Here is a 22,763-nt window from a genome sequence, read left to right on the forward strand (position 1 = left end):
GTCAACATTTTTTTAAGAAGTTTTTTTCTTAATTTCTTGTCGTTTGTTGCCGCATCTCTCAGCGACAAGACTTATCTTATCATGATTTATTCTTGCAAAAACCACCTAATATTCTTTTTATGTACAACTATCCTTATATATCTTCTACTTTCATTAAAATACTAAGTTTTTCTAATGTTGATACACTAGGTAAAGTATTAGTTTATATTCTATCGTTTTTACTATTTATTTAAAATACCATATATTAATTTAACTTTTTATTCTAGTTAAATCCACTAACAATATCATTGTTATTTCTTCACTTTTCAATATATTTAATCCAATTATTAAAACAGCAACACCTTGAAACCTGCATGAATAGAACAACTATTTAAATAGTTTCTTATATAAATATTACCCTATATAGCTATAATCCTATATAAATATTTATATATTTTGTCATGTAAAATGATCCCATATTATATAGTAACTCCAGCGATTTTTCTTTTCAAAAATTATATACTTACCTAAGATAACACCTTATCATATAAAAAAATGATGTAGAGATAGTATTTATCTCTACATCATTTAATTTGCTATTAAAGCTTTTTATCATCTATATTTTCCAAGTATTTATCTATTTCACCAGTTACTGAGCTTACACATCCATCTTCAAATGGTGAAATTAAATTAGCATATTTAACTAGATTTACAAATGACATTGTACCACCAACATTACATAACCTTAAATACTCTTCCCATGCTTGTTCATGATTATCTTGATCTTTTTTCCAAAACTGAAGAGCACATATTTGAGCTAATGTATAATCTATATAATAGAATGGACTATTAAATATATGCGCCTGTTGGAACCACCATCCACCTCTTTCTAAGAAGTCACATTCTGCATAGTTTTTATGAGGTAGGTATTTTTTCTCAATATTTCTCCATGCATTTTTCCTTTCTTCTGGTGTAGCATCTGGATTCTCATATACAAAGTGCTGGAATTCATCTACTGTTACACCATAAGGAATAAATTTAATAGCATCTCCTAAATGAGAGTATTTATATTTAGCTTCTTCATCTTCAAAGAAAAGGTTCATCCATGGCCAAGTGAAGAACTCCATGCTCATTGAGTGAATCTCGCAACTCTCATTAGTTGGGAAATTACACTCTGGTATAGTAATCCATCTACTTCTATAACATTGAAAAGCATGACCAGCTTCATGTGTCAATACATCTACATCTCCTGAAGTTCCATTAAAGTTAGAGAATATGAAAGGTGCTTGATAATTTGGTATATAAGTACAATATCCTCCACCTTCCTTACCCTTTTTAGTAACTAAATCCATTAAATCATTTTCTATCATAAAATTAAAAAATTCTTTAGTTTCCGTTGAAAGTTCAGAGTACATCTTTATACCATTATTAACTATCCAATCTGGATTTCCTTTAGGTTTAGCATTTCCAGTTAAAAATTCAAACTTTTCATCATAGTATTTAAGTTGATCTAACCCTAATCTTTCACCTTGTCTTTTATATAGTTTATTAGCAATAGGTACTATACAATCTTTAACCTGTTCTCTAAATTTACTTACCATTTCTGAATTGTAGTCAGTCCTTAACATCCTTACATATCCAAGCTCTACAAAGTTTTTAAATTCAAGTTTATGTGATATGGTAGTTCTAACTTTAACCATATCATCATATATTCTATCTATTTCTGCTTCATTATCTGTAAAGAACTTATACTTAGCTTCACTAGCACGTCTTCTCATATCTCTGTCTTCTGACAATATAAATGGAGTTAAACCAGATAAGTTTCTTTCTTCACCTTCAAACATAATTTTAGCTGAAGCTATAAGTTTACTATACTCTGAAGATAGTTTATTTTCTAATTGTAAATCTTTTATTACCTCTTTAGAAAATGATTTTATATTATATTCTGCTATACTAAAAAATTGCTTTCCAAATTCTTTTTCCAATTCTAATCTGAATTTATTATTTACAATAACTTTATAAAATTCTGAGTTTATTTCGTTGTATAAAGGTTCATACTCATCCCAATACTCTCTTTCCTTACTATAGAATTCATCTTCAGTGTTTATACTATATCTTATGTTTGCTATAGTACTTACAGTACTTATATCATTTCTAATATTATTAATTTCATTAATAAGTTCTTTAACCTCTATTATGTTATTACTCTCATTTATTTTACCTATTAGACTCATTAATTTTTCTTTTATTTTTTCATAATTTGGTCTTTCGTACTTAAATTCATTAAATCCCATACATACACCCCCATTTGATAAGTAAATTCTACCATTTTAAAAATATTATGTAAATACATTTTTTATTTTTTCTCTTTTATTACATATAAACATTGTTTTTAGTACATAAAAGAGTATAAGAACAAAGTTCTTATACTCTTCTGCTATCTAAGATAATTCAATATTATTAAGAATAACACCCCTGGTATACCAAGTATTCCAGCTATAAGAGCTGTTACTGCATTAATAGGTATTACTAATCCAAAGTTTCCGCCTACTAAATTTATTAACCACAATAATATACCACCAGCTATTCCGTTAATAATTAAGTTTATTAGTATTTTTAGTGGCCATGCAAATATTTTTCCAATTATAAATATTGCAACTATAGCTATTATAAAAAATATAATGTTTGGCATTTTCTATTCCCCCTATAATATAATTTTCTCTATTAATAAATTTATTAGTCAATTAACTTTATATTACCACTTATTGCAATAATTTAACTCCTCTATCATACAATCAACACTCACTGTTATTCTGTTTTTTTTGGCTTGGGTTAGAAAATATACATATTTAGCTTTAGCTTCATCTTCTTTATGGATAGATATATCTATTAAATTTTTATCACTAACATTATTAAAGCAACTTCTAGCAACTTCAATTTCCGTTATTGAATCCTGTATTCCTCTTATTATTTCACATTGCTCAGGTGTATAAGTATTCTTAGCTAGTATAATCTCTATTATCTTATTTCTATTCATAATAATACCTCCATTATATATACTTATATATATAATTGACATATAATGGATATGGTATACTTGTTATTTGAAATGAAAATCATATAAAGAAAGACGAGTGAAAATATATCTGCTATCCTCACAAGTCTCCTGAATAAATCAATTATATTTCTTTTCTACCTTCTAGGGCTTTAGATAAGGTAACTTCATCTGCATATTCTAAATCTCCACCTACTGGAATTCCATGAGCTATTCTTGTAACTTTAACTCCAAAAGGTTTTAGTATTTTTGATATATACATGGCAGTAGCTTCACCTTCTATGTTAGGATTTGTTGCTACAATGATTTCCTTTAAATCATTATTAACCCTAGTTATCAATTCTTTTAACTTTATGTCATCTGGTCCCCTACCCTGCATTGGAGATATTGTGCCATGAAGTACATGATATACACCATTAAATTCTCTAACTTTTTCAATGGTCATTATATCTTTAGGTTGTTCGATTACACATATTGTGCTTTTGTCTCTGTTAGGATTTGAGCATATAGCACATGGATCGCTATCAGTAAAATTTCCACATATTGAACAATATTTTATTGTACCTCTTGCCTTTACTAGTGCATTGGCAAATTCTTCAACCTCTTCCTTAGGAAGATTTAAAACATGCAATGTAAGTCTTTGAGCAGTTTTACTTCCTATCCCAGGTAGTTTTCCAAATTCCTCAATCAGTTTTTCTATAGCTATAGGATAAAAATCCAAATTAGTCACCCCTACTAAAACATTCCTGGTATGTTAAGTCCACCAGTTAGTTTTCCCATAGATGAATTAGTTTCTTCTTCTGCTTTCTTTAAAGCTTCATTTACAGCTGTTAAAACTAAATCTTGTAACATTTCTACGTCATCTGGATCAACTACTTCTGGTTTAATTACTATATCTTTTAATTCTTTTTTACCAGATACTCTTACTGTTACAGCTCCACCACCAACAGATGCTTCAAACTCTTTAGTTTCTAGATCTTTCTGAGCTTCCTCCATTTGTTTTTGTAGTTTTTGTGCTTGCTTCATTAAGTTATTCATATTTCCACCCATTCCTGGAAATCCGCCTTTTGCCATTGTAATACCTCCTAAAAATTATATTTCATTATAACTAGTATATAATATTATATTATAATGTAACCACAACTTTATTAAAACCTTTAAATTTTATTCATCACATATTTCCACTAATGCCTCGGGAAATATATCTGATAACATTTTTTCTTTATTAATTTCGCTATTTGTATTATCATTTTCTATTTCATAAGTAACATGGACCTTTTCATTTAATACTTCTGAGAATATATCATTAATAGTCTTTCTATATTCCTCTCTTTCAAGTCTTTGTTTATGAAAATTATATTCCTTTGAAAAACCAACAGTAATAACTCCATTTTTGAATTTCTGAATTTTTCCCATCATTAAAGCTGTAGCTAATACTATGTTATTTCTTTGTTTAAGGATATTTTGAATATCTTTAAAAGACTTTCTAATAATTTCAACATTTAGCTTACTTTCTCCAGCTGATATTGGTAATTCTATATTTTCATTATTAAATTCTACTGGTTTATTTGTTTCAGTTTTAGTTTTAGTTAAAGTTGGATTTATTTCTGGTCTTATTTCCTTAACTTCTCCCACTGCACTTTGTACTGTGATATTTCCAGATGCAATTTTATCTTCTAATCTATTTAGTCTAGCTAATATAGTTTCCATAGAAGTATCATATTTTATCTTACACATCTTTATTATTGCTAGTTCTAAATATATTCTAGCCTGCTTTGTACCCTTAGAGCTATCCTCTGCTTCTTGAAGTATATTAATACATCTCATGATTTCTTCTACTCTGATTCTAGTACTTTGATTTTTTATACTTTCTATGTTTTCAATAGACATATCCAATACATCTTCTAAATTATTACTTACATTTATCATTAATAGATTTCTCATATGAGTAATCAAATCTCTAATTAACAAGTTAATATCTTTTCCATCCAATATTAATTTATTTACTACTCTTATGCATCCTTCTGTATCTCTATTTATAACATTATCTACTATAGCAACCATACTATCATTAGTAGTTATTCCTAACATATCTACTAAATCCTCATATCTAACTACATTGTTTATTGATATAGCTTGATCTAATATGGATAAAGCATCTCTCATTGCTCCATCACACATTCTAGATAATAGCCTTAAGCTGCTTTCTTCAATATTTACTGATAATGAATCAGTTATTTGTTTTAATCTTAAAAATATATTTTCACTACTTATTCTCTTAAAATCAAACCTTTGACATCTTGACAATATTGTTATTGGAAGCTTTTGAGGATCTGTAGTTGCTAATATAAATATAACTTTACTTGGTGGTTCTTCTAAAGTCTTAAGAAATGCATTAACTGCACCAATGGATAGCATATGAACCTCATCTATGATAAATACCTTATATTTAGCCTCCTGTGGTGGATATTGAACATCATCTATTATATCCCTTATATTATCAACACTATTGTGAGATGCCGCATCTAATTCTGTTACATCTATAGCAGTACCTTGATTTATGCTTTTACACATTTCACATTCATTACATGGTTCACCATCTATAGGATTTAAACAGTTTATTGCCTTTGCAAGTATCTTTGCTGTTGAGGTTTTACCTGTTCCTCTAGTTCCGCATAGTAAGTATGCATGAGCTATCCTATCGCTTTTTATGGCATTTTTAAGTGTTGTAGTTATATGTTGCTGTCCAACTACATCGCTAAACTTTTTAGGTCTCCATTCTCTATAAAGTGCTTTATACCCCATGTATCCTCACTCCTTACATTAAAATTTATAAGTAAATCAATATATAAACCTACAATATAACTTAATTACCGCCTATTATAATTTAAAATTATACTTATCCTATTTATTATAATACTTATCCTATCTATATTCTATATTCTTTACTAACTTATATTAAGTAATCAATTATATATATCTAGTTATTCTAAAAAAATTTCAATATTAGTTAAATCATTTAATTTATATTCCAAATAATTTGCTTAAAAAAGTATAAAAAAAAAGATGTCTTTAACATCTCAAATAAAAAATAAAGCCGTACACCTTGCTTCGATAATCAATTTATATGCGTTACCTATACAGTTAACTCAAACCAGGTTGATCCACGGCACATGGAAGGTCTCACTTATCGCTGCTTCCTTCCAGACCTGACGAGGTTCATGAGTTTCCATTGCGTGGGACCCAGCTATCAACGCCACTTATATAGGCCAGACCATACAAATTGATACCTCAGCAAGGAATTCAATCCTGCTGTAGCGGATTGCAGGTTACAGGGCACCGCTAACTCCCCATCTAGTACGACATGGCGGAGAGAAGGGGATTCGAACCCCTGATAGAGTTGCCCCTATACACGCTTTCCAGGCGTGCTCCTTCGACCTCTCGGACATCTCTCCATATCATGTATTCATTATTATACTATTTAAAATCATTACTTTCAAGTAAAATTTGTTTTAAAATTTATACCAATTATAGTATAATTTTTATTAAAGCTAATAATCTTTTCAATTTAAATTAATAATGTACATATATTTATCATAAAATATTATGAATGGAGGTAGTTGTTTATGATTAATTATGAAATTAAAGGTGGATCTATGCCAGTAGCTATCTGTTACCTAAATAGTGGAGATAAAATCGTCTCTGAATCAGGGGCTATGGGCTGGATGAGTGACAATATAATCATGGATTCTAACATGAAAGGTGGCCTATTTAAAAGTATTGGAAGATCTCTGTCCGGAGAAAGCTTATTTTTAAACACCTTTACTTGCTCAGGAAATGTAGGCAAAATAGCCTTTCCATGTTCTGTACCAGGTAGAATAATGGCTAAAGAACTTCAGCCTAATGAATCTATAATTTGTCAAAAAGGTGCTTTCATAGCAGCTGAAAATTCTGTAGGCCTTAATATTCATTTTAGAAAAAGGCTCTCTAGTGGTTTATTTGGTGGCGAGGGTTTTATTCTTCAAAGAATAACTGGTCCTGGAACAGTTCTTTTAGAATTTGATGGTCATGTTGAAGAACTTAACTTAAATCCTGGAGAAAGAATAAAAGTAGATACTGGTCATGTAGCTGCTTTTGAACCAAGCGTAAATTTTGATATAGAAATGGTTAAAGGACTTAAAAACATATTCTTTGGTGGTGAAGGTTTATTTTTAACAACACTAACTGGCCCTGGGAAAGTATACCTACAAACTATGCCTCTTCAAAATTTAGCTGGTAAATTATCTTTTTATCTTAATACCGGTGGTACTAATATGAGAGATTAATTCTATAAAATTTGAAACTCATAGTAGTATATTTAAAATATCTACTTATAGTGTAAAATAAAAAATAACCTTTTAGATAATGAATATTTATTATCTAAAAGGTTTAATTTTTTTAAATATGTGTAATTGTATTATCCTTTTTCCTATATATTATTATTAATCCCACAACACATATAAGTACTCCTATGATACTTACAATTTGAGCTGTTCTAAGTCCAAACATCATTAAGCTGTCTGTTCTAAGTCCTTCTATGAAAAATCTTCCCATAGAATATAATCCTATATAAGTTAAGAATACAACTCCATCCTTTTTAACTTTGTGTAACATATAGAATAATATAAAGAATACTCCTAAATCCCAAATTGATTCATATAAAAAGGTAGGATGATAGTAAGTTCCATTTATAAGCATACCTCTTTGAATAAACTCTGGAAATTTACTTATAAAAGCTTTTGTTACAGGTCCACCATGTGCCTCTTGATTAAAGAAATTTCCCCATCTTCCAATTGCTTGGGCCAATATAATACATGGTGCTGCCATATCTAGTGCAGATGGAAACTTTATTCTCATTCTCTTTGTGCATATATACACAACTATAACAGCTGCAATTATTCCTCCATGAATAGCAAGGCCACCTTGTCTAGTATTAAAGATATCCATTAAATTATCTTTATAATATCCAAACTCAAATAGTACATAATAAAGTCTTGCTCCTATTATAGATATTGGAAATGCAATCAAGAATATAGTTAAAACATCATCATAATTTATTCCTTTTAACTTACAAGTATACTGACTTAACAAAAGTGCTAACATGGTACCTGAACATATTATAACTCCATACCACATAATATCTAAACCAAATATATTTATAGCTACTGGATTCATATATTCCCCTCCTTACTCCTTTTTATCTCATTATAATCTATTTAAATAATTATTTGTATTCTTTTAATAGTTCTTCTATCTTATGTTTACATCTCATACCTTTACAGCTTCCAGATCCGGCACCTGTTATCTTTTTTACATCCTCAAAAGATTTAGCTCCATCTGCTATTGCTTTTTTTATAACAGCTTTAGATACTACTCTACAGATACAAACTTTAGTATGCTTATCTAATACTGCCTGCCTTAATGCTTCTTGTTTTGCTTGTTCATCCATATTTATATTTTCTCCTTTCTCTTTTCTTTAAAAAACTCTTGTAGCAAATTGCTACATTCTTCATTATAAAGCCAATTAACATTAACCCAATGATTTAAATCTTCACTTTGAGTAATGTTAAATACTGAACCACAGCCTCCACCTATAGGATCAAAGGTTCCAATATATAACCTTCTTATTCTACTTTGAACAATAGCTCCAGCGCACATAGGACATGGTTCTAATGTTACATACATATCACATTCATTAAGCCTCCAATCTCCTATACCCTCTGCAGCTTTTTTTATTGCAATTATTTCTGCATGATTAGTAGGATCTTTGGTACTCTCCTTTGTATTATGACTTGTAGCTATTATTTTATTGTTTTTTACTATTACTGCTCCTACAGGAACTTCATTTTTACTTTTTGCAATTTTAGCTTCGATAATTGCTTGTTGTAAAAAATAATTATCCATAATGTACTCCTCTTTATTATATATAATAAAAAAAACTTAGTAAAGCAAGCCTTACTAAGTTCTGGTGCGCACGAGAGGAGTCGAACCTCCGGCCTTCCCCTTAGGAGGGGGATGCTCTATCCTGCTGAGCTACGGGCGCATATCATCTAATCTTTATTATAATAATATATTTATTCTTCGTCAATAGATTAATTTCTATATTTTACTACGCATCTTTTCTATTAATGTTAATCAATTAATCCCTATATACTATTTAAAAATAACATATCTATAGAATATATTATTTTTATGATTATATGCACATAATATAAAAATATTTATAATTTTATATATTTGTCAGAAAAATAAATGATTTATTGCAGATTTTTATTTAAATCTATGTTAAAATACTAATATATTGTGATTTTGCAACAAAAAATTCAGAGGTGATTTTATAATGAAGAAGATTAATATAACCGAAACAGTTCTCAGAGATGCGAATCAATCCCTTATTGCAACAAGACTTCCTTTTGAAGATTTTGCACCTATTCTTAAAGATTTAGATGATGCAGGATATTATTCATTAGAGTGTTGGGGGGGAGCAACCTTTGACTCTTGCTTAAGATATTTAAATGAAGACCCATGGGAAAGATTAAAGAACATAAAAAAAATAGTTACTAAAACTCCTCTTCAAATGTTATTAAGAGGTCAAAATATTTTAGGATATAAACACTATCCAGATGATGTTGTTAGAGAATTTATTAAAATGTCTGTTTACCACGGTATGGATATAATAAGAATATTTGATGCATTAAATGACTTTGCTAATATAGAAGTTGCTATGAATGAAACTATAAAGCAAGGTGCTCATGCACAAGGAACTATAGTTTATACTGTAAGTCCAATCCATGATGTTAAAAACTATACTAAACTAGCAAAACAACTTGAAAATATGGGAGCAAACTCTATTTGCATAAAGGATATGGCTGGCCTTATAATGCCTTCTATAGCATATGACATAGTTAAGAGTATAAAGGAAACTGTTAAAATTCCAGTATTTTTACACTCTCATAGCACAAATGGTATTGCTGAAATGGCTTATTTTAAAGCTGCAGAAGCTGGTGTAGATGGAATTGACTGTTCAATTTCTTCATTCTCTAGTGGTACATCTCAGCCTCCAACAGAATCTATGCATCATGCACTAAAAACTGCTGGATTTACTACTGGTCTTAATGTAGATACATTAACTCAAATAAATAATTTCTTTAAACCAGTTAGAGCAAAAGTTTTAGAAGCTGGATTACTAGATCCAAAGGTATTAACGCCTCAACCTGAAGGACTTACAAACCAAATACCTGGAGGAATGTTATCTAATATGATTTCTCAACTTAAAGCTCAAAACTCTATTGATAAACTTGATGCAGTTCTTGCAGAAGTTCCTAAAGTAAGAGAAGACTTAGGATTCCCTCCACTTGTTACTCCAATGAGCCAAATGGTTGGAACTCAAGCTACAGTTAATGTATTAACTGGTGAAAGATATAAAATGGTTCTTAAAGAAGTTAAAGCTTATTGCAGAGGAGAATATGGTAAAGCTCCTGGTAAAATAAACGAAGAAGTTCTTAAAAAAGCTCTTGGAAATGATGCTCCTATTGAAGGAAGATATGCTGATACTTTAGAACCAGCTTTCCAAAAGACAAAAGAAAAACTCAAAGATATAACAACCAGTGAAGAAGATGTTCTTTCTTACTTAGCTTTCCCACAAATAGCTGAAGAGTTCTTTAAAAAGAGAAGTGAAAAGCCATCTAATGATGATATGAGAAAGCTAACTAATAGCGAAGTAATATAAATAAAAAAATATTAAATTTATTCAAATATCTCCAATTAAGGTATATGGTTATATCTTAATTGGAGATATATTTATATATATAATATATTTTCTGTTATAATATCATTATGTTAAATTTAAGGCAAACCTGGAGATGATTTTATGATAAAGTACTATGATAGAAAAAAGAGGACCTATTATAAAGAAAATGTAGCTGGTGGAGGTATACTTAATTTTATGTATAGTAACTCTATTGCTAAAACCTTTCTACCTGAAATTGCAAGTCGAAAATTCTTTAGTAAGCTCTATGGATTAGGCTGTGATAGTAAATTCAGTAAAAAATATATACAAACCTTTGTAGCTAAATTCAACATAAATATGGATGAATATGAAAAAAACATAGATGAATATAGCTCTTTTAATGACTTTTTTTATAGAAAGCTTTCAAAATGCAGTCGTAATATCTGTAAAGATGAAAAATCATTTATTTCTCCCTGTGACGGTAAACTCTTAGCTATAGAAAAAATTGATGAGACTTCCAGCTTTACAGTTAAAGGATTTAAATATACCCTTAATGAGTTATTCCAAAATGAAGACTTAAGTAAAAATTATTCTAATGGTACTTGTCTAATATTTAGATTATGTCCAACTGATTATCACAGATTTCACTTTGTTGATTCCGGAATTTGTTCTAAGTCTACATTTATAAAAGGCAAATACTACTCAGTTAATCCAGTAGCTCTTGAAAATATAAGCAAGGTATTGTCAGAAAATAAAAGAGAGTATAGTATTTTAAAAAGTGATAATTTTGACGATGTTATCTATATAGAGGTAGGAGCTACCTTTGTTGGTTCTATTATTCAAACTTATTCTTCATCATCCAAAATTAACCGTGGAGATGAAAAAGGTTATTTTAAGTTTGGTGGCTCAACAGTTATAGTTATACTAAAGAAAAATATATTAAAATTAGATGATGATATATGTTATCAAAGTAATTTAGGAGTAGAGACATCTGTATATATGGGCGAAAAAATAGGAGTAAGAATCTAAATTCTTACTCCTATTTTTATAATTTAAACTTAAGTGTAGTATCATTTAATTTATCTGCATTTTCTTTGTTTTCAATAGCAGTATTCTTTATACTCTCAATATTTCCTACTATATCCATAGTTTTAGATGATATAGATGATACTCCCATAGCTCCCTCCGTAACTGTTGCTGATACCTCATCTATAGCAGTAACAATTCCTTCTATAGCTTGATTCAGCACTGCTGCTTCACTACTAAATTCATTCATAAAGTTATTGAATTGATCTGCATCTTTTTCGTATAAAGCTCCTTGCTCTATATTTTTATCATAATCATTAATTACTTGTTGTTCTATGAAATTGCTCATACGTCCTGCACTTAGTGCCAATTCTTCTACAGATTTATTTACTATCTTAACTATTCTTTGTATATCTGCTGCTGTTTTACCAGACTCTTCTGCTAGCTTTCTAACTTCATCCGCAACTACAGAGAATCCTCTTCCTGCCTCTCCTGCACGAGCCGCTTCTATTGCAGCATTTAGAGCTAATAAATTAGTTTGTTGAGTTATTTTAAGTATAGAATCAGCTAACTTATCAATTTGCTTAACTTCCTTTGAACTTGTTATAGCCACTTCTAACTCACTTTTTACACTATTATAAATATCATTTGATTTTTCTTTAGATTTTATAGCACTAGCTTTTATGCCCTGAGCTCTCTTAAGAATATCCTTAGTTATTTCATACCCTTCTAGTGCTTCATTCGCTATATTCTGTACACTCTTAATCATTTCAGTAGAAGATGCTGCAATTTCTTGAGAAGTTGCTGACGTTTCTTCTATACCAGAAGATACACTTTCAGTTTCAAATAATGTTTCATCAGCTTTAATTTTTAATGACTCTGTAGATTCTTCTACTATATTAGCATTATTAGTTAATACTTCAGTAGTTATCGCAATCTCTCCAACAACTTCCCTTAACACTTCCCTCATATTTATAATAGATCTATATATAAGACCTATTTCGTCCTTAGACTTAATTATAGCTAAATTATCATTAGTTAAATCTAACTTAGCTGTTTTATTAACCAAAGCTGCAACCGTTACTATAGGATTTATAATTACATTGGCCATCACCATTATTATAATAGAACCTATAATAACTATAGCTAATGCTATTAATGCTATTTGTTTAACCATTGCCATTACCGGTTTTCTTATTTCATTACTACCAGCATCTATAACCATAGTCCAGTTTGTTCTAGGAACTAATCCATAAGATGACATTACTTTATTTCCATTTATCTTATATTCTACAGATCCTACCTCTACATTACTTCCTTTCATAGCCTTATCTACTATAACCTTTATTTCAGGGATATCTATTGTTTGTCCAATTTTCTCTTTATTGGGATGGTAAATTATATTTCCAGTTTCATCAATAAGATATGCATAACTGCTTTCTATCTCACCAATCTTTATATTTTCAATATAAGTAGAAAAACTCTCAGCATATACATGTAATGCTATATATCCTACACATTTACTATAGTTAGCTTCATCTAATACAGGATACGTAAATACTAAAACTCCTTTATCCCCTGCAACAGATTTAATAGTATTACTTATCCACTTCCCCCCACTAGAACTAGTACTATGATAAGAATTATCAACTTCATTAGATCCAACTAAAGATTCTTCACTATCAGCTACTATATCACCTGCAGTGCTAACTAACGATATTCTGTCTACATGCTTATTGGCAGATATATATGACTTAAAGCTTTCATTTATATTTTTAACATCTTCTTTACTATTTTTTTTCTGATCATAATTTAATAAGACATTAAGATTATCCTTAGAATTTGATAGAGCAAAAGCCTCATTAGTCACTTTATCCATCATAACAGATATAGTTTGTATAGATGATGTAGTTATGTCCTCCATATTTTCTATACTCTGACTTGAAATCGTCTTTGAGGAATTTATGTACATAATTGTACTAGTTGTTACCATTGATACTATGGTAAGTCCTATCATACTAATTAATATTTTTCTTTTAACACTAGTTCCTTCAACTTGTAATTTTCCTTCTTTATAAACCTTAGCTGTTGATTTTATACTATTTATATTGTTACTTATATCATCAATTTTATCTTTATCTATTTTATTGCTATTTTTAATTTTTTTACCGATTAAGTCTTTATGTCTAATTGTAATCTTGCTGAATGCATTCTTAATACTTTTGCTTATATTTTTAGATGTACTTTTTAAATTAAATGAGCTATGTTTCCTTTTTTTTAAAGTCTTATCAGACTTCCTTTTAATCATAAATATACCCCCATATATTAATAATTTATATAATAATTATCGTATACAAGAGTTTATACTATATATACATTACACATATTATGTAACTAATATTAAATATATTTATCTATAATCAAATTAGTTAAATCACATAATAGTTTACATACATATAATCTGATATATATTTATTAGATATGATATTTTTTATATTTAAAGTCGAAATTTATCATATCTAATAGTAAATATTTATAAAAAAAGTCATTGCAAATTACTTGCAATGACTAAATATGGCAGGGTGTGTAGGAATCGAACCCGCAATATACGGTCCGTAGCCGTATGTTATATCCATTTAACTAACACCCCAAAAGGTTATTTAAATAACTATTACATAATAACATAGAATCTTCATGATTTCAATAATTATTTTTTAATTTAGTTGCATCTTATTAAATCATAAAAAACAATAAACCTGATTCTTAAGTAAATCATTAAGAATCAGGTTTGTTAATATTTTTGGCGGAGAAAGAGGGATTTGAACCCTCGCGACGGTTGCCCGACCTACGCCCTTAGCAGGGGCGCCTCTTCAGCCACTTGAGTATTTCTCCAAAAAATAAAAAAATGGCGGAGAGATAGGGATTCGAACCCTAGGTACGCTCACACGTACGCCGGTTTTCAAGACCGGTGCCTTAAACCAACTCGACCATCTCTCCGTAGAATTATTAAAATCATACTATGATTTTACTTATTTAATTTTTATAGGTTATTTTTAAATGGCGGAGAAAGAGGGATTTGAACCCTCGCGACGGTTACCCGACCTACGCCCTTAGCAGGGGCGCCTCTTCAGCCACTTGAGTATTTCTCCAATTTAAAAATATGGCGGAGAGATAGGGATTCGAACCCTAGGTACGCTCACACGTACGCCGGTTTTCAAGACCGGTGCCTTAAACCAACTCGACCATCTCTCCATTTCCTACAAGGGTTATTTTATCAAGAAATAGCCCTTGTGTCAACAATATTTTTAAAAAACTTTATATAAATTCTAAAAATATATTTTTATTTTGTTATTTTTTCACGCCCCATGTATGTTCTTAATACCTCTGGTACTGTAACACTTCCATCTGCATTTTGATAATTCTCAAGGACTGCAGCTAAAGCTCTTCCTATAGCAACACCTGAACCATTTACTGTATGAACAAATTTAGGTTTAGCTTTGGGATCATCTTTATATTTTATATTAGCACGTCTTGCTTGGAAATCTTCAAAATTACTACAACTTGATATTTCTACATACTTATTGTAACTTGGCATCCAGACTTCTATGTCATACTTTAAAGCAGCAGTAAATCCTAAATCTCCTCTGCATATTTTTACAATTCTATATGGAAGTCCTAACCCTTGTAATACACTTTCTGCATCCTGAACCAATTTATTAAGTTCATCATATGATTCTTCTTCTTTCGTAAATTTAACTAGCTCTACTTTGTTAAACTGATGTTGTCTAATTAAGCCTCTAGTATCTCTTCCAGCAGAACCAGCTTCTGATCTAAAACATGCACTATATGCTGCATATTTTATTGGAAGTTTATCTCCTTCCAGTATTTCATCTCTATAAATATTTGTTACTGGAACTTCTGCTGTTGGTATTAAAAAGTAATCTGTATCACTAACTTTAAAAGCATCTTCTTCAAACTTAGGTAACTGCCCAGTTCCAGTCATACTACTTCTATTAACCATATATGGAGGAAGTATTTCATCATATCCATTTTCACCAGTATGAGTATCTAGGAAATAGTTTATTAATGCTCTTTCTAATCTTGCTCCAAGCCCCTTGTAAACAGTAAATCTAGATCCTGTAATTTTACCTGCTCTTTCAAAATCTAATAAGTTATTTTCTGTACCTATAGTCCAGTGTTCTTTAGGATCAAAATCAAACTTTCTTATCTCTCCCCACTTTTTAATTTCAACATTATCCTCATCATCACTACCATTTGGAACTGAATCATGAGGTATATTAGGTATTCTCATTATTATATATTCTATTCTTTCATCTATTTCATTTAAATCCACATCAAAATTCTTTATTGTATCTGAAAGTTGTTTCATTTCTTTCATAGTTTCTGATACATCTATACCTTGTTTTTTTAATTTAGGAATTTCTGCTGAAGTTATATTTCGTTTATTTTTTAATTCCTCTACTTCAATTAATATATTACGTCTCTTTTGATCAAGCTCTACAACTTCATCTATAAGAGATAAATCAAAGCTTTCTCCTCTATTTTCCATTTTAACTTTAATTTCATCTGGATTATTTCTTATTTTCTTTAAGTCTATCATTATTATTCCTCCTACCCTTTTCTTGTAATTATATTTTTATATAAATAAAAAAGCCTTTCATCCCACCTAAGGGACGAAAGACTCCGTGTTACCACCCTAATTGAATAAAATTAATTATTCCACTCGAAAATTTAACGACAAACTTAATGCCGTACTGCTCATCACAGTCCCTCAGAGGTGGATTCATAATATTATATATATCAGTTTACACCAAACACTGACTCTCTTACATATATAATTACTACTACTATTCTCTTCAACGGTTTATAATTTATTACACTAAATATATGTCTATATTATTCCCTAACATATTTTTTGTCAATATAATTATTCGTTTTTGTAAGTATATTTAGTACATACAATATCTACACCTGTATTAAGTATATTCTTACATATAACATCACCTTCTGATGTCTGCGGCCCCACATATATTCTACTTAAACACTTAGAACATTCAAGCCATAAACTTTTATCTATAGGTTCGCTACTTTTTACTGAAACTACCCTACACTCTGGAGATCCTTTTACTCTCACTATAGTTGTTAATATATCCTTATCCTTCACTTTTTATTACCTCACATCTCATCAAATTCTTTTATTCTTGATAATAAAATGGTTGAATCCTTTGAATTATTAACCACTTCTGTAACTCTTTTATCCATTTCTCTTGCCAAAATTTCAATTATTTTATCCTTGCAATAACACCCATCACAACTTCCAAATCCAGCTCCTGTTCTTCTTTTTACCCCTGTTACTGTTCTAGCTCCTAAAGGTCTTCTAATAGAGTCTACAATCTCTCCTTCGCTAACCTTTTCACATTGACATATAATACGTCCATACTTACTATCTAATCTAATAATTTTATTTCTTTCTTCATTTGACAGATTTTTAAATTTAAAATATTCTCTTCTCTTATCATTAAAATCCTTTTTAAATTTACAATTTAATTTTTCGATTACTAACTTCGATATATTCAAAGCTAAATATGGAGTTATAGTAACTTTAGCATAATGATTAACCTTAATGTTTATATATCCACTATTAATTATATCATCTTGTATATTAACAGGTTCATCAAAAAGTCGCCAATCCCTTACTACTTTTATGTCATTTTCACTAATTTCTTTAGTAAGAGGTTTTATCTTTTCAATCACTTTGTCGTAGTGAACATTTTTATAGCTACTATAAGCCCCTATCATTTCATTGTTAATTGTAGGTCTTATATATATTCTTTCATTTTCTCTTACATCAAAAACTATGTTAGAATATAATTTTTCATAAGACTTATCAATAACTACATATTTTAAATATTTTCCTTTGCCATCTTCTTTATTGTTTTCATTAACTAATTGTAGATTTTTATCTTTAGTTGTATCAATAACTATCTTACAAGTGAATTTATTTTTATTTGTTTTTATTTTGAATCCTTTATTTATACTATTTATAGATTCAACCTCTTCTTGTAATCTAAAATTCACTCCATTATCAAAAGCAATTTCACCATAAGCTAAGGCTAAATCATATGAGCTTATTACCCCTGTATTAGGTATATATATTGACTTTATTATATTTCCTTCTATATTAGGTTCATGTTTCAATATTTCTTTTCCTATAAGAAGTTTTACATCATCAATTTTTTTTGCTTTAGCTCTTTCATACATTTTATCAATGCTTTTAGCCTGAAACTCATTTCTTGCTATATATAAAGTTCCACACCTTTTATATGGAACTTTAAATCTTGATGCATACTCCTCCATTAATAAATTTCCTTTTCTAATAAGCTTAGATGATAATTCATCCTCACATTCTAGTCCATCATATATTGTCGCTGTGTTTATAGAAGGTGTATCATTACATATATCATAATCTTTTTCTATAACTGCAATATTAAGGTTATATTTTGATAATTCATAAGCTATAGCGCAACCTATGATTCCTCCACCTAATATCAATACATCATAATCCATAATTTCCTCCACATATGCATGCTAATATTACTTTATATAATTATTCTAGCCACTCTATCTTCCATTTTACTACGAAAGCTTTAGAGCGGCTAGTCATGTTATTTATATAAACTTATTTTGATAATTCGTCAATTAGTTTTCCTATTTCATTTATATACTCACCATACTTTGACCAGTCGCCATTTTTTTGAGATTCAATAGCATTTGTATATGCTTCTTTTAGCTTTTCTAAATAATCAGAATTCACCTTTCCTTCTTGACCATTATTTTCTGTACCTACATTATTAGTGTTATTTTTACCATCCTCTATATTAAACATCTTTGTAATAGCAGTTCCAATATCTTTTTCAAGTACTAGTTTATCTCCATAGCCGACTATAACATTTTTCATTTCTGGTATACTATTTTCACCAGCAGCTCTCAAATAAAGAGGTTCTACATATAACAAGGAGTTTCCTATTGGTATTATTAAAACTTCCCCAAATTGAACCTGAGAGCCCTTAGTATCCCAAAGAGATAATTGTTTAGATATCTCTGGGTCCTGGTTTATTTTTTGTTTAAATAACATTGGACTATATACTGTTCCTCCAGTTGGAAATTTATATAAAAACATTTTACCATAATTATCTCCATCCATTCTAACACCAAACATACCAACCATATTATCTCTACCTTTAGTATTAAAATACTCTAAAATAACCATCTCTTCTTTATCTTCTCCAGCTAATTTAGTAGTAACATATGAAGCTTCTGATTTTACTTCATCACCCTCAATTGTAGCTACATCACTAGCTATAGACCATACATCATCCCCATTATAGAAAACTCCTGGATCTGAAACATGGTACTTAGATAACATTGCACACTGAATTGCAAATAAATCTTGCGGATATTTAAAGTGAGATTTAATTTCATCAGGTAAAGTACTTAAGTCTGTAAATAACTTAGGAAATATCTTGGCATATGTTGAAACTATAGGGTCTGTATTATCTGTTATATAAAATTTAGTTGTTCCATCATATGCATCAACTACAACTTTAACTGAATTTCTAATATAATTTATATCTCCCATAGGCTGTGAAAATGGAAACTTATCACTTACAGTATATGCATCTATAACCCAATAAAGTCTATCATTGTTTATAACTACATAGGGGTCTTTATCATATCTTAAAAAAGGTGCAATTTTATTAACTCTTTCTACTATATTTCTATGAAGTAAAATTTTACTGTCATTAGTTATATCCTGAGATAATAAAAATTTGCTATTTTGCTCTTTTATAGCAAATATAATTCTGTTTAGGTAATTCATTGATATACCAGCTTTACCATCATAATTATTAGTGGCATTTTCACCTCCTACTGGATAATCAATTTCTCCTAATTTAGTATTTACTATACTATAATCATTAGTATTCTCCCCAAAATATATTCTTGGATTCTCTAATGAAATGTCAGTTTCATTTTCAATAGGTATATTACTCATAATGAAATCTGGTTGTCCTTCACTTGTTACTGAGTTAACTTTACTCATAACAACACCATATCCATGAGTATATGATAAATGTCGATTTTGCCATGTTATAGAGTTTTCATCTAACTTTTCAAAATCAATTTCTCTTGGTGCTATAAATACTTGATTATAATTTCCATTAATATTATATCTATCAATATCTATATCATTGAATTTATAATAATATCTTATATATTGAAATTGATTATAAAATTCTAAAGCAGGTCTATATGAATTAACCTTGATATTTTCAACTATATCTTTGTTTTCTTTTATACCTGCAGCATCCAAATCATTCTTTATTTCAAAATTATTTTCATCAATTTCATCAATATTATAAGCCATATTAGTATATTCTATATTCTTGGCAATATAAGGTTTTTCCAAAGTTTTTTCATTGGAATTAACAATAAATTGTTGGATAACTCCTGCTGCAACATTTTCCCCAATCATTAGTACAAATACTACTATTACTGAAAATATTATTGGTTTAACTTTTTTAAACATTATACTTAAGAATATTAATACAGCAAAAATAATTGAAACTATAGAAATCACTTTATAGAACTTTAAAGATACGTTTACATCTGTATAACTTGCTCCAAAGACTATACCCCTTGGAGAATATGCTAAGTTCCATCCTTTTATCATATATCCTAAAGATATAACCAACATAAGTAATGCAGCTATTACGGCAAGTTGTTTTCCTGCAAAACTTGTTATACCACTAGTCATAGATTTAAAATTTACAACCTTAACTGATCTATCAAAATGATTATTAATTTTATCCCTAGCATTTAAAAGAATATAAATTACAAAGGTAGCTATTACAAGTAAAACTAATAATGAAATCATACTACTATATAAAGATTCTATTAAAGGTAATTTAAATGTAAAAAATGATATATCCTTATTAAATATAGGATCATTAACATTAAATTTTGTAGAGTTGGTAAATTCTAATATCTTGTACCAATATATATTTGCAAAACTAAAAGAAAAGAATACGGATACAATAAAATTTATTCCTAAAAAGATTTTAAATCTTTTTTTCTCCTTAATTTTATCAACTTCCACTATCTTTTTTAACTTTCTAATATTAGGTATTAAGCTTTTGTAATATAATGTTATGCCTATAAACATTACTAAAAATGTAGGAAGCATTAGTTTTAATATAGATAATAACTTAGTAAAATAAATTGAAAGATATCCCAATTCACTAAACCATTGATAATCAACTATTATATTTATTCCAGCAATGGCTAAAAACAATATAATTATTATAGTAGCAACTATAATACCTATAGCTTTTTTCTTCAAACCATTCACACCCCTTTTTTTATAATTCCTTAATTAAAAACCCTTTTTTATTTAATTCCGCTATTATATTTGATAAAACTCTATCATTTTCACATATTATAGTATGAAGATGAACTCCATTTGTTAATGCGCTTAAGGGCTCAGCTTCATACTGCTTAAAATTACTATAAAAATTTTCGATGTCCATCATATTTTTAAGCATAAGCATAGCTCGTATTTCTCCATAAAGAGGATGTTCAACTATTACATCTTCTACAATTGCACCATATTTAACAATAGTCTCAAGCTCATTTTTTACTTCTTCCCTTCCATGATTAACAGCTATAACTTTCTTTATGCTATTGATATTCTCCTTTAAAGCCATATATCCTTTTGGTGTAGATATGATATCCACCCCCTCAGCTCTTATAATAGCTATATCCTTCACTATAATTTGACGAGTAACTTCAAACATTTCTGCTAATATCTGACCTTTTATAGGCTCCTGAGATTGTATTAATAAATTTTTTATTTTTTCTCTTCTTTCTACACTTGTCATAATCCCCTCCGTGTATATACAATATATATTATTTAAATAATAGTATATCATATACCTCTGTATATTATTGTATTTTTTTCTTTTATTATTAAATATTTATTTTAATTATTTAACTTTTATTAGTTATATGTTTAATTTCTATCATCATACTTTCGTAAAATATCTAGCCATTTATTTTGTACTTTATAATTATGATGATTTCTTATAACATTTAAAAATTCTTTATTATATCCTTTTTCTTTTAAAATTTTATATCCTTCTTCTCCATGATTAAAAAAAATATATATCTTAGAATTTCTATCACTGTATCTCTTTATTTTCGTTTTTGTAAAATGATTTAGTAATACTAAAATAGATTTATCTACTGGATTTAGAGGCATGTGGACTTTACCTACATCATGTAATATAGCTGATTTTACAACCTCTTTATAATTGAGATTATTTTTTTTAATTTCCTCTTCAGATTCATTTATATATATCTCTCTAGCTACATTAACTGAATGTTTCACATCATAAACTGGAAGTTTATATAGTAAATTCTTTTCATACTCATCTAAATAGTCGTTAATAAACTTAACATCTTTTTTAGTTATTTTTGCAAATATACAATTAATAAATTGCTTAACTCTATTCATACTAATTACTCCATCTTTATAATGAATTTATTTAATTAAAATAATAATATAATAATTGATTAAGTAATGCAAATATAAAAAAAAAGCAATCTATTTAGATTGCTTTTGGTGGAGATAAAGGGATTCGAACCCTTGACCCCCTGCGTGCAAGGCAGGTGCTCTCCCAACTGAGCTATACCCCCAAATATGGTGGACCTTCAGGGACTCGAACCCCGGACCTACCGGTTATGAGCCGGTTGCTCTAACCAACTGAGCTAAAGATCCAAATGACCTGGCAACAACCTACCCTCCCACACAGCTTCCCATGCAGTACTATCGGCCTCTTGATGCTTAACCTTCGT

General features: G+C 29.1%; 19 protein-coding genes, 9 tRNA genes, 1 other RNA gene and 1 other annotated feature. Of the genes, 3 read left to right on the forward strand and 26 right to left on the reverse strand.

The window, feature by feature from the left end; genetic code table 11:
* Positions 1–578 precede the first annotated feature (578 nt).
* From ABDZ93_RS18120 to ABDZ93_RS18155, 8 genes are all read right to left on the reverse strand, one after another.
* Positions 579–2,273 carry a M3 family oligoendopeptidase gene (locus ABDZ93_RS18120; RefSeq protein ID WP_343827927.1) on the reverse strand — a complete coding sequence of 565 codons (1,695 nt, stop codon included), beginning with the start codon at positions 2,271–2,273 and terminating at the stop codon, positions 579–581.
* 143 nt (positions 2,274–2,416) lie between these two features.
* Positions 2,417–2,671, reverse strand: coding sequence for a pro-sigmaK processing inhibitor BofA family protein (locus ABDZ93_RS18125; protein ID WP_343827928.1), 255 nt, complete (start codon positions 2,669–2,671; stop codon positions 2,417–2,419).
* A gap of 63 nt (positions 2,672–2,734) precedes the next feature.
* The gene (locus ABDZ93_RS18130; RefSeq protein WP_343827929.1) at positions 2,735–3,016 is read right to left on the reverse strand and encodes a DUF2508 family protein; all 282 of its coding nucleotides are present in this window, start codon (positions 3,014–3,016) and stop codon (positions 2,735–2,737) included.
* 142 nt (positions 3,017–3,158) lie between these two features.
* The gene (gene recR / locus ABDZ93_RS18135; protein ID WP_343827930.1) at positions 3,159–3,755 is read right to left on the reverse strand and encodes a recombination mediator RecR; all 597 of its coding nucleotides are present in this window, start codon (positions 3,753–3,755) and stop codon (positions 3,159–3,161) included.
* Between the two features lie 14 nt (positions 3,756–3,769).
* Positions 3,770–4,108, reverse strand: a complete 339-nt coding sequence (locus ABDZ93_RS18140) for a YbaB/EbfC family nucleoid-associated protein (protein ID WP_343827931.1) — start codon at positions 4,106–4,108, stop codon at positions 3,770–3,772.
* 90 nt (positions 4,109–4,198) lie between these two features.
* Complete coding sequence (gene dnaX, locus ABDZ93_RS18145; RefSeq protein WP_343827932.1) at positions 4,199–5,839, reverse strand: DNA polymerase III subunit gamma/tau; 1,641 nt, start codon at positions 5,837–5,839, stop codon at positions 4,199–4,201.
* Between the two features lie 292 nt (positions 5,840–6,131).
* An RNA gene (ffs, locus tag ABDZ93_RS18150) (signal recognition particle sRNA large type) lies at positions 6,132–6,397 on the reverse strand.
* A 2-nt stretch (positions 6,398–6,399) separates the two neighbouring features.
* Positions 6,400–6,489, reverse strand: a tRNA-Ser gene (locus ABDZ93_RS18155).
* 171 nt (positions 6,490–6,660) lie between these two features.
* Between ABDZ93_RS18155 and ABDZ93_RS18160 the strand changes: the two genes are divergently transcribed.
* Positions 6,661–7,359, forward strand: coding sequence for a TIGR00266 family protein (locus ABDZ93_RS18160; RefSeq protein ID WP_343827933.1), 699 nt, complete (start codon positions 6,661–6,663; stop codon positions 7,357–7,359).
* A gap of 112 nt (positions 7,360–7,471) precedes the next feature.
* On the opposite strand, the gene lgt is transcribed toward ABDZ93_RS18160, so the two are convergent.
* From lgt to ABDZ93_RS18180, 4 genes are all read right to left on the reverse strand, one after another.
* A complete protein-coding gene (gene lgt, locus ABDZ93_RS18165) occupies positions 7,472–8,248 on the reverse strand; it encodes a prolipoprotein diacylglyceryl transferase (RefSeq protein ID WP_343827934.1) in 777 nt (258 codons plus the stop codon).
* Positions 8,249–8,297: 49 nt separating this feature from the next.
* Positions 8,298–8,522, reverse strand: coding sequence for a (2Fe-2S)-binding protein (locus ABDZ93_RS18170; RefSeq protein ID WP_343827935.1), 225 nt, complete (start codon positions 8,520–8,522; stop codon positions 8,298–8,300).
* 2 nt (positions 8,523–8,524) lie between these two features.
* Positions 8,525–8,977 carry a nucleoside deaminase gene (locus tag ABDZ93_RS18175; protein WP_343827936.1) on the reverse strand — a complete coding sequence of 151 codons (453 nt, stop codon included), beginning with the start codon at positions 8,975–8,977 and terminating at the stop codon, positions 8,525–8,527.
* 62 nt (positions 8,978–9,039) lie between these two features.
* Positions 9,040–9,116: transfer RNA gene (locus ABDZ93_RS18180), tRNA-Arg, on the reverse strand.
* Between the two features lie 297 nt (positions 9,117–9,413).
* Between ABDZ93_RS18180 and ABDZ93_RS18185 the strand changes: the two genes are divergently transcribed.
* Positions 9,414–10,802, forward strand: coding sequence for a pyruvate carboxylase subunit B (locus ABDZ93_RS18185; RefSeq protein WP_343827937.1), 1,389 nt, complete (start codon positions 9,414–9,416; stop codon positions 10,800–10,802).
* 141 nt (positions 10,803–10,943) lie between these two features.
* The gene (locus ABDZ93_RS18190; protein WP_343827938.1) at positions 10,944–11,831 is read left to right on the forward strand and encodes a phosphatidylserine decarboxylase; all 888 of its coding nucleotides are present in this window, start codon (positions 10,944–10,946) and stop codon (positions 11,829–11,831) included.
* A 16-nt stretch (positions 11,832–11,847) separates the two neighbouring features.
* Here ABDZ93_RS18190 and ABDZ93_RS18195 read toward each other — a convergent pair whose 3' ends face one another.
* The 14 genes from ABDZ93_RS18195 to ABDZ93_RS18260 all read right to left on the reverse strand — a co-directional run bounded on the left by ABDZ93_RS18195 (position 11,848) and on the right by ABDZ93_RS18260 (position 22,686).
* Complete coding sequence (locus tag ABDZ93_RS18195) at positions 11,848–14,136, reverse strand: methyl-accepting chemotaxis protein (protein ID WP_343827939.1); 2,289 nt, start codon at positions 14,134–14,136, stop codon at positions 11,848–11,850.
* Between the two features lie 267 nt (positions 14,137–14,403).
* Positions 14,404–14,478 (reverse strand) — tRNA-Arg (locus ABDZ93_RS18200).
* A 151-nt stretch (positions 14,479–14,629) separates the two neighbouring features.
* Positions 14,630–14,720, reverse strand: a tRNA-Ser gene (locus ABDZ93_RS18205).
* 14 nt (positions 14,721–14,734) lie between these two features.
* Positions 14,735–14,825: transfer RNA gene (locus ABDZ93_RS18210), tRNA-Ser, on the reverse strand.
* Between the two features lie 61 nt (positions 14,826–14,886).
* A tRNA-Ser gene (locus ABDZ93_RS18215) sits at positions 14,887–14,977 on the reverse strand.
* Between the two features lie 12 nt (positions 14,978–14,989).
* A tRNA-Ser gene (locus ABDZ93_RS18220) sits at positions 14,990–15,080 on the reverse strand.
* Positions 15,081–15,168: 88 nt separating this feature from the next.
* Positions 15,169–16,449 (reverse strand): serine--tRNA ligase, encoded by a 1,281-nt coding sequence (gene serS, locus ABDZ93_RS18225; protein WP_343827940.1) that lies wholly within the window; start codon positions 16,447–16,449, stop codon positions 15,169–15,171.
* A 66-nt stretch (positions 16,450–16,515) separates the two neighbouring features.
* Positions 16,516–16,718, reverse strand: a binding site (T-box leader).
* Positions 16,719–16,776: 58 nt separating this feature from the next.
* Positions 16,777–17,013, reverse strand: a complete 237-nt coding sequence (locus tag ABDZ93_RS18230; protein WP_343827941.1) for a DUF1667 domain-containing protein — start codon at positions 17,011–17,013, stop codon at positions 16,777–16,779.
* A gap of 11 nt (positions 17,014–17,024) precedes the next feature.
* Positions 17,025–18,416, reverse strand: coding sequence for an FAD-dependent oxidoreductase (locus ABDZ93_RS18235; protein ID WP_343827942.1), 1,392 nt, complete (start codon positions 18,414–18,416; stop codon positions 17,025–17,027).
* Between the two features lie 112 nt (positions 18,417–18,528).
* Positions 18,529–21,249 carry a UPF0182 family membrane protein gene (locus ABDZ93_RS18240; protein ID WP_343827943.1) on the reverse strand — a complete coding sequence of 907 codons (2,721 nt, stop codon included), beginning with the start codon at positions 21,247–21,249 and terminating at the stop codon, positions 18,529–18,531.
* 19 nt (positions 21,250–21,268) lie between these two features.
* A complete protein-coding gene (locus ABDZ93_RS18245; protein ID WP_343827944.1) occupies positions 21,269–21,787 on the reverse strand; it encodes a transcription repressor NadR in 519 nt (172 codons plus the stop codon).
* 131 nt (positions 21,788–21,918) lie between these two features.
* Positions 21,919–22,422 carry an HDIG domain-containing metalloprotein gene (locus ABDZ93_RS18250; protein ID WP_343827945.1) on the reverse strand — a complete coding sequence of 168 codons (504 nt, stop codon included), beginning with the start codon at positions 22,420–22,422 and terminating at the stop codon, positions 21,919–21,921.
* A gap of 106 nt (positions 22,423–22,528) precedes the next feature.
* Positions 22,529–22,604 (reverse strand) — tRNA-Ala (locus tag ABDZ93_RS18255).
* 5 nt (positions 22,605–22,609) lie between these two features.
* Positions 22,610–22,686, reverse strand: a tRNA-Ile gene (locus ABDZ93_RS18260).
* Between the last annotated feature and the right edge of the window lie 77 nt (positions 22,687–22,763).

Source organism: Clostridium subterminale, from assembly GCF_039521425.1.
In the GTDB taxonomy this organism is placed as follows: domain Bacteria; phylum Bacillota; class Clostridia; order Clostridiales; family Clostridiaceae; genus Clostridium_J; species Clostridium_J subterminale.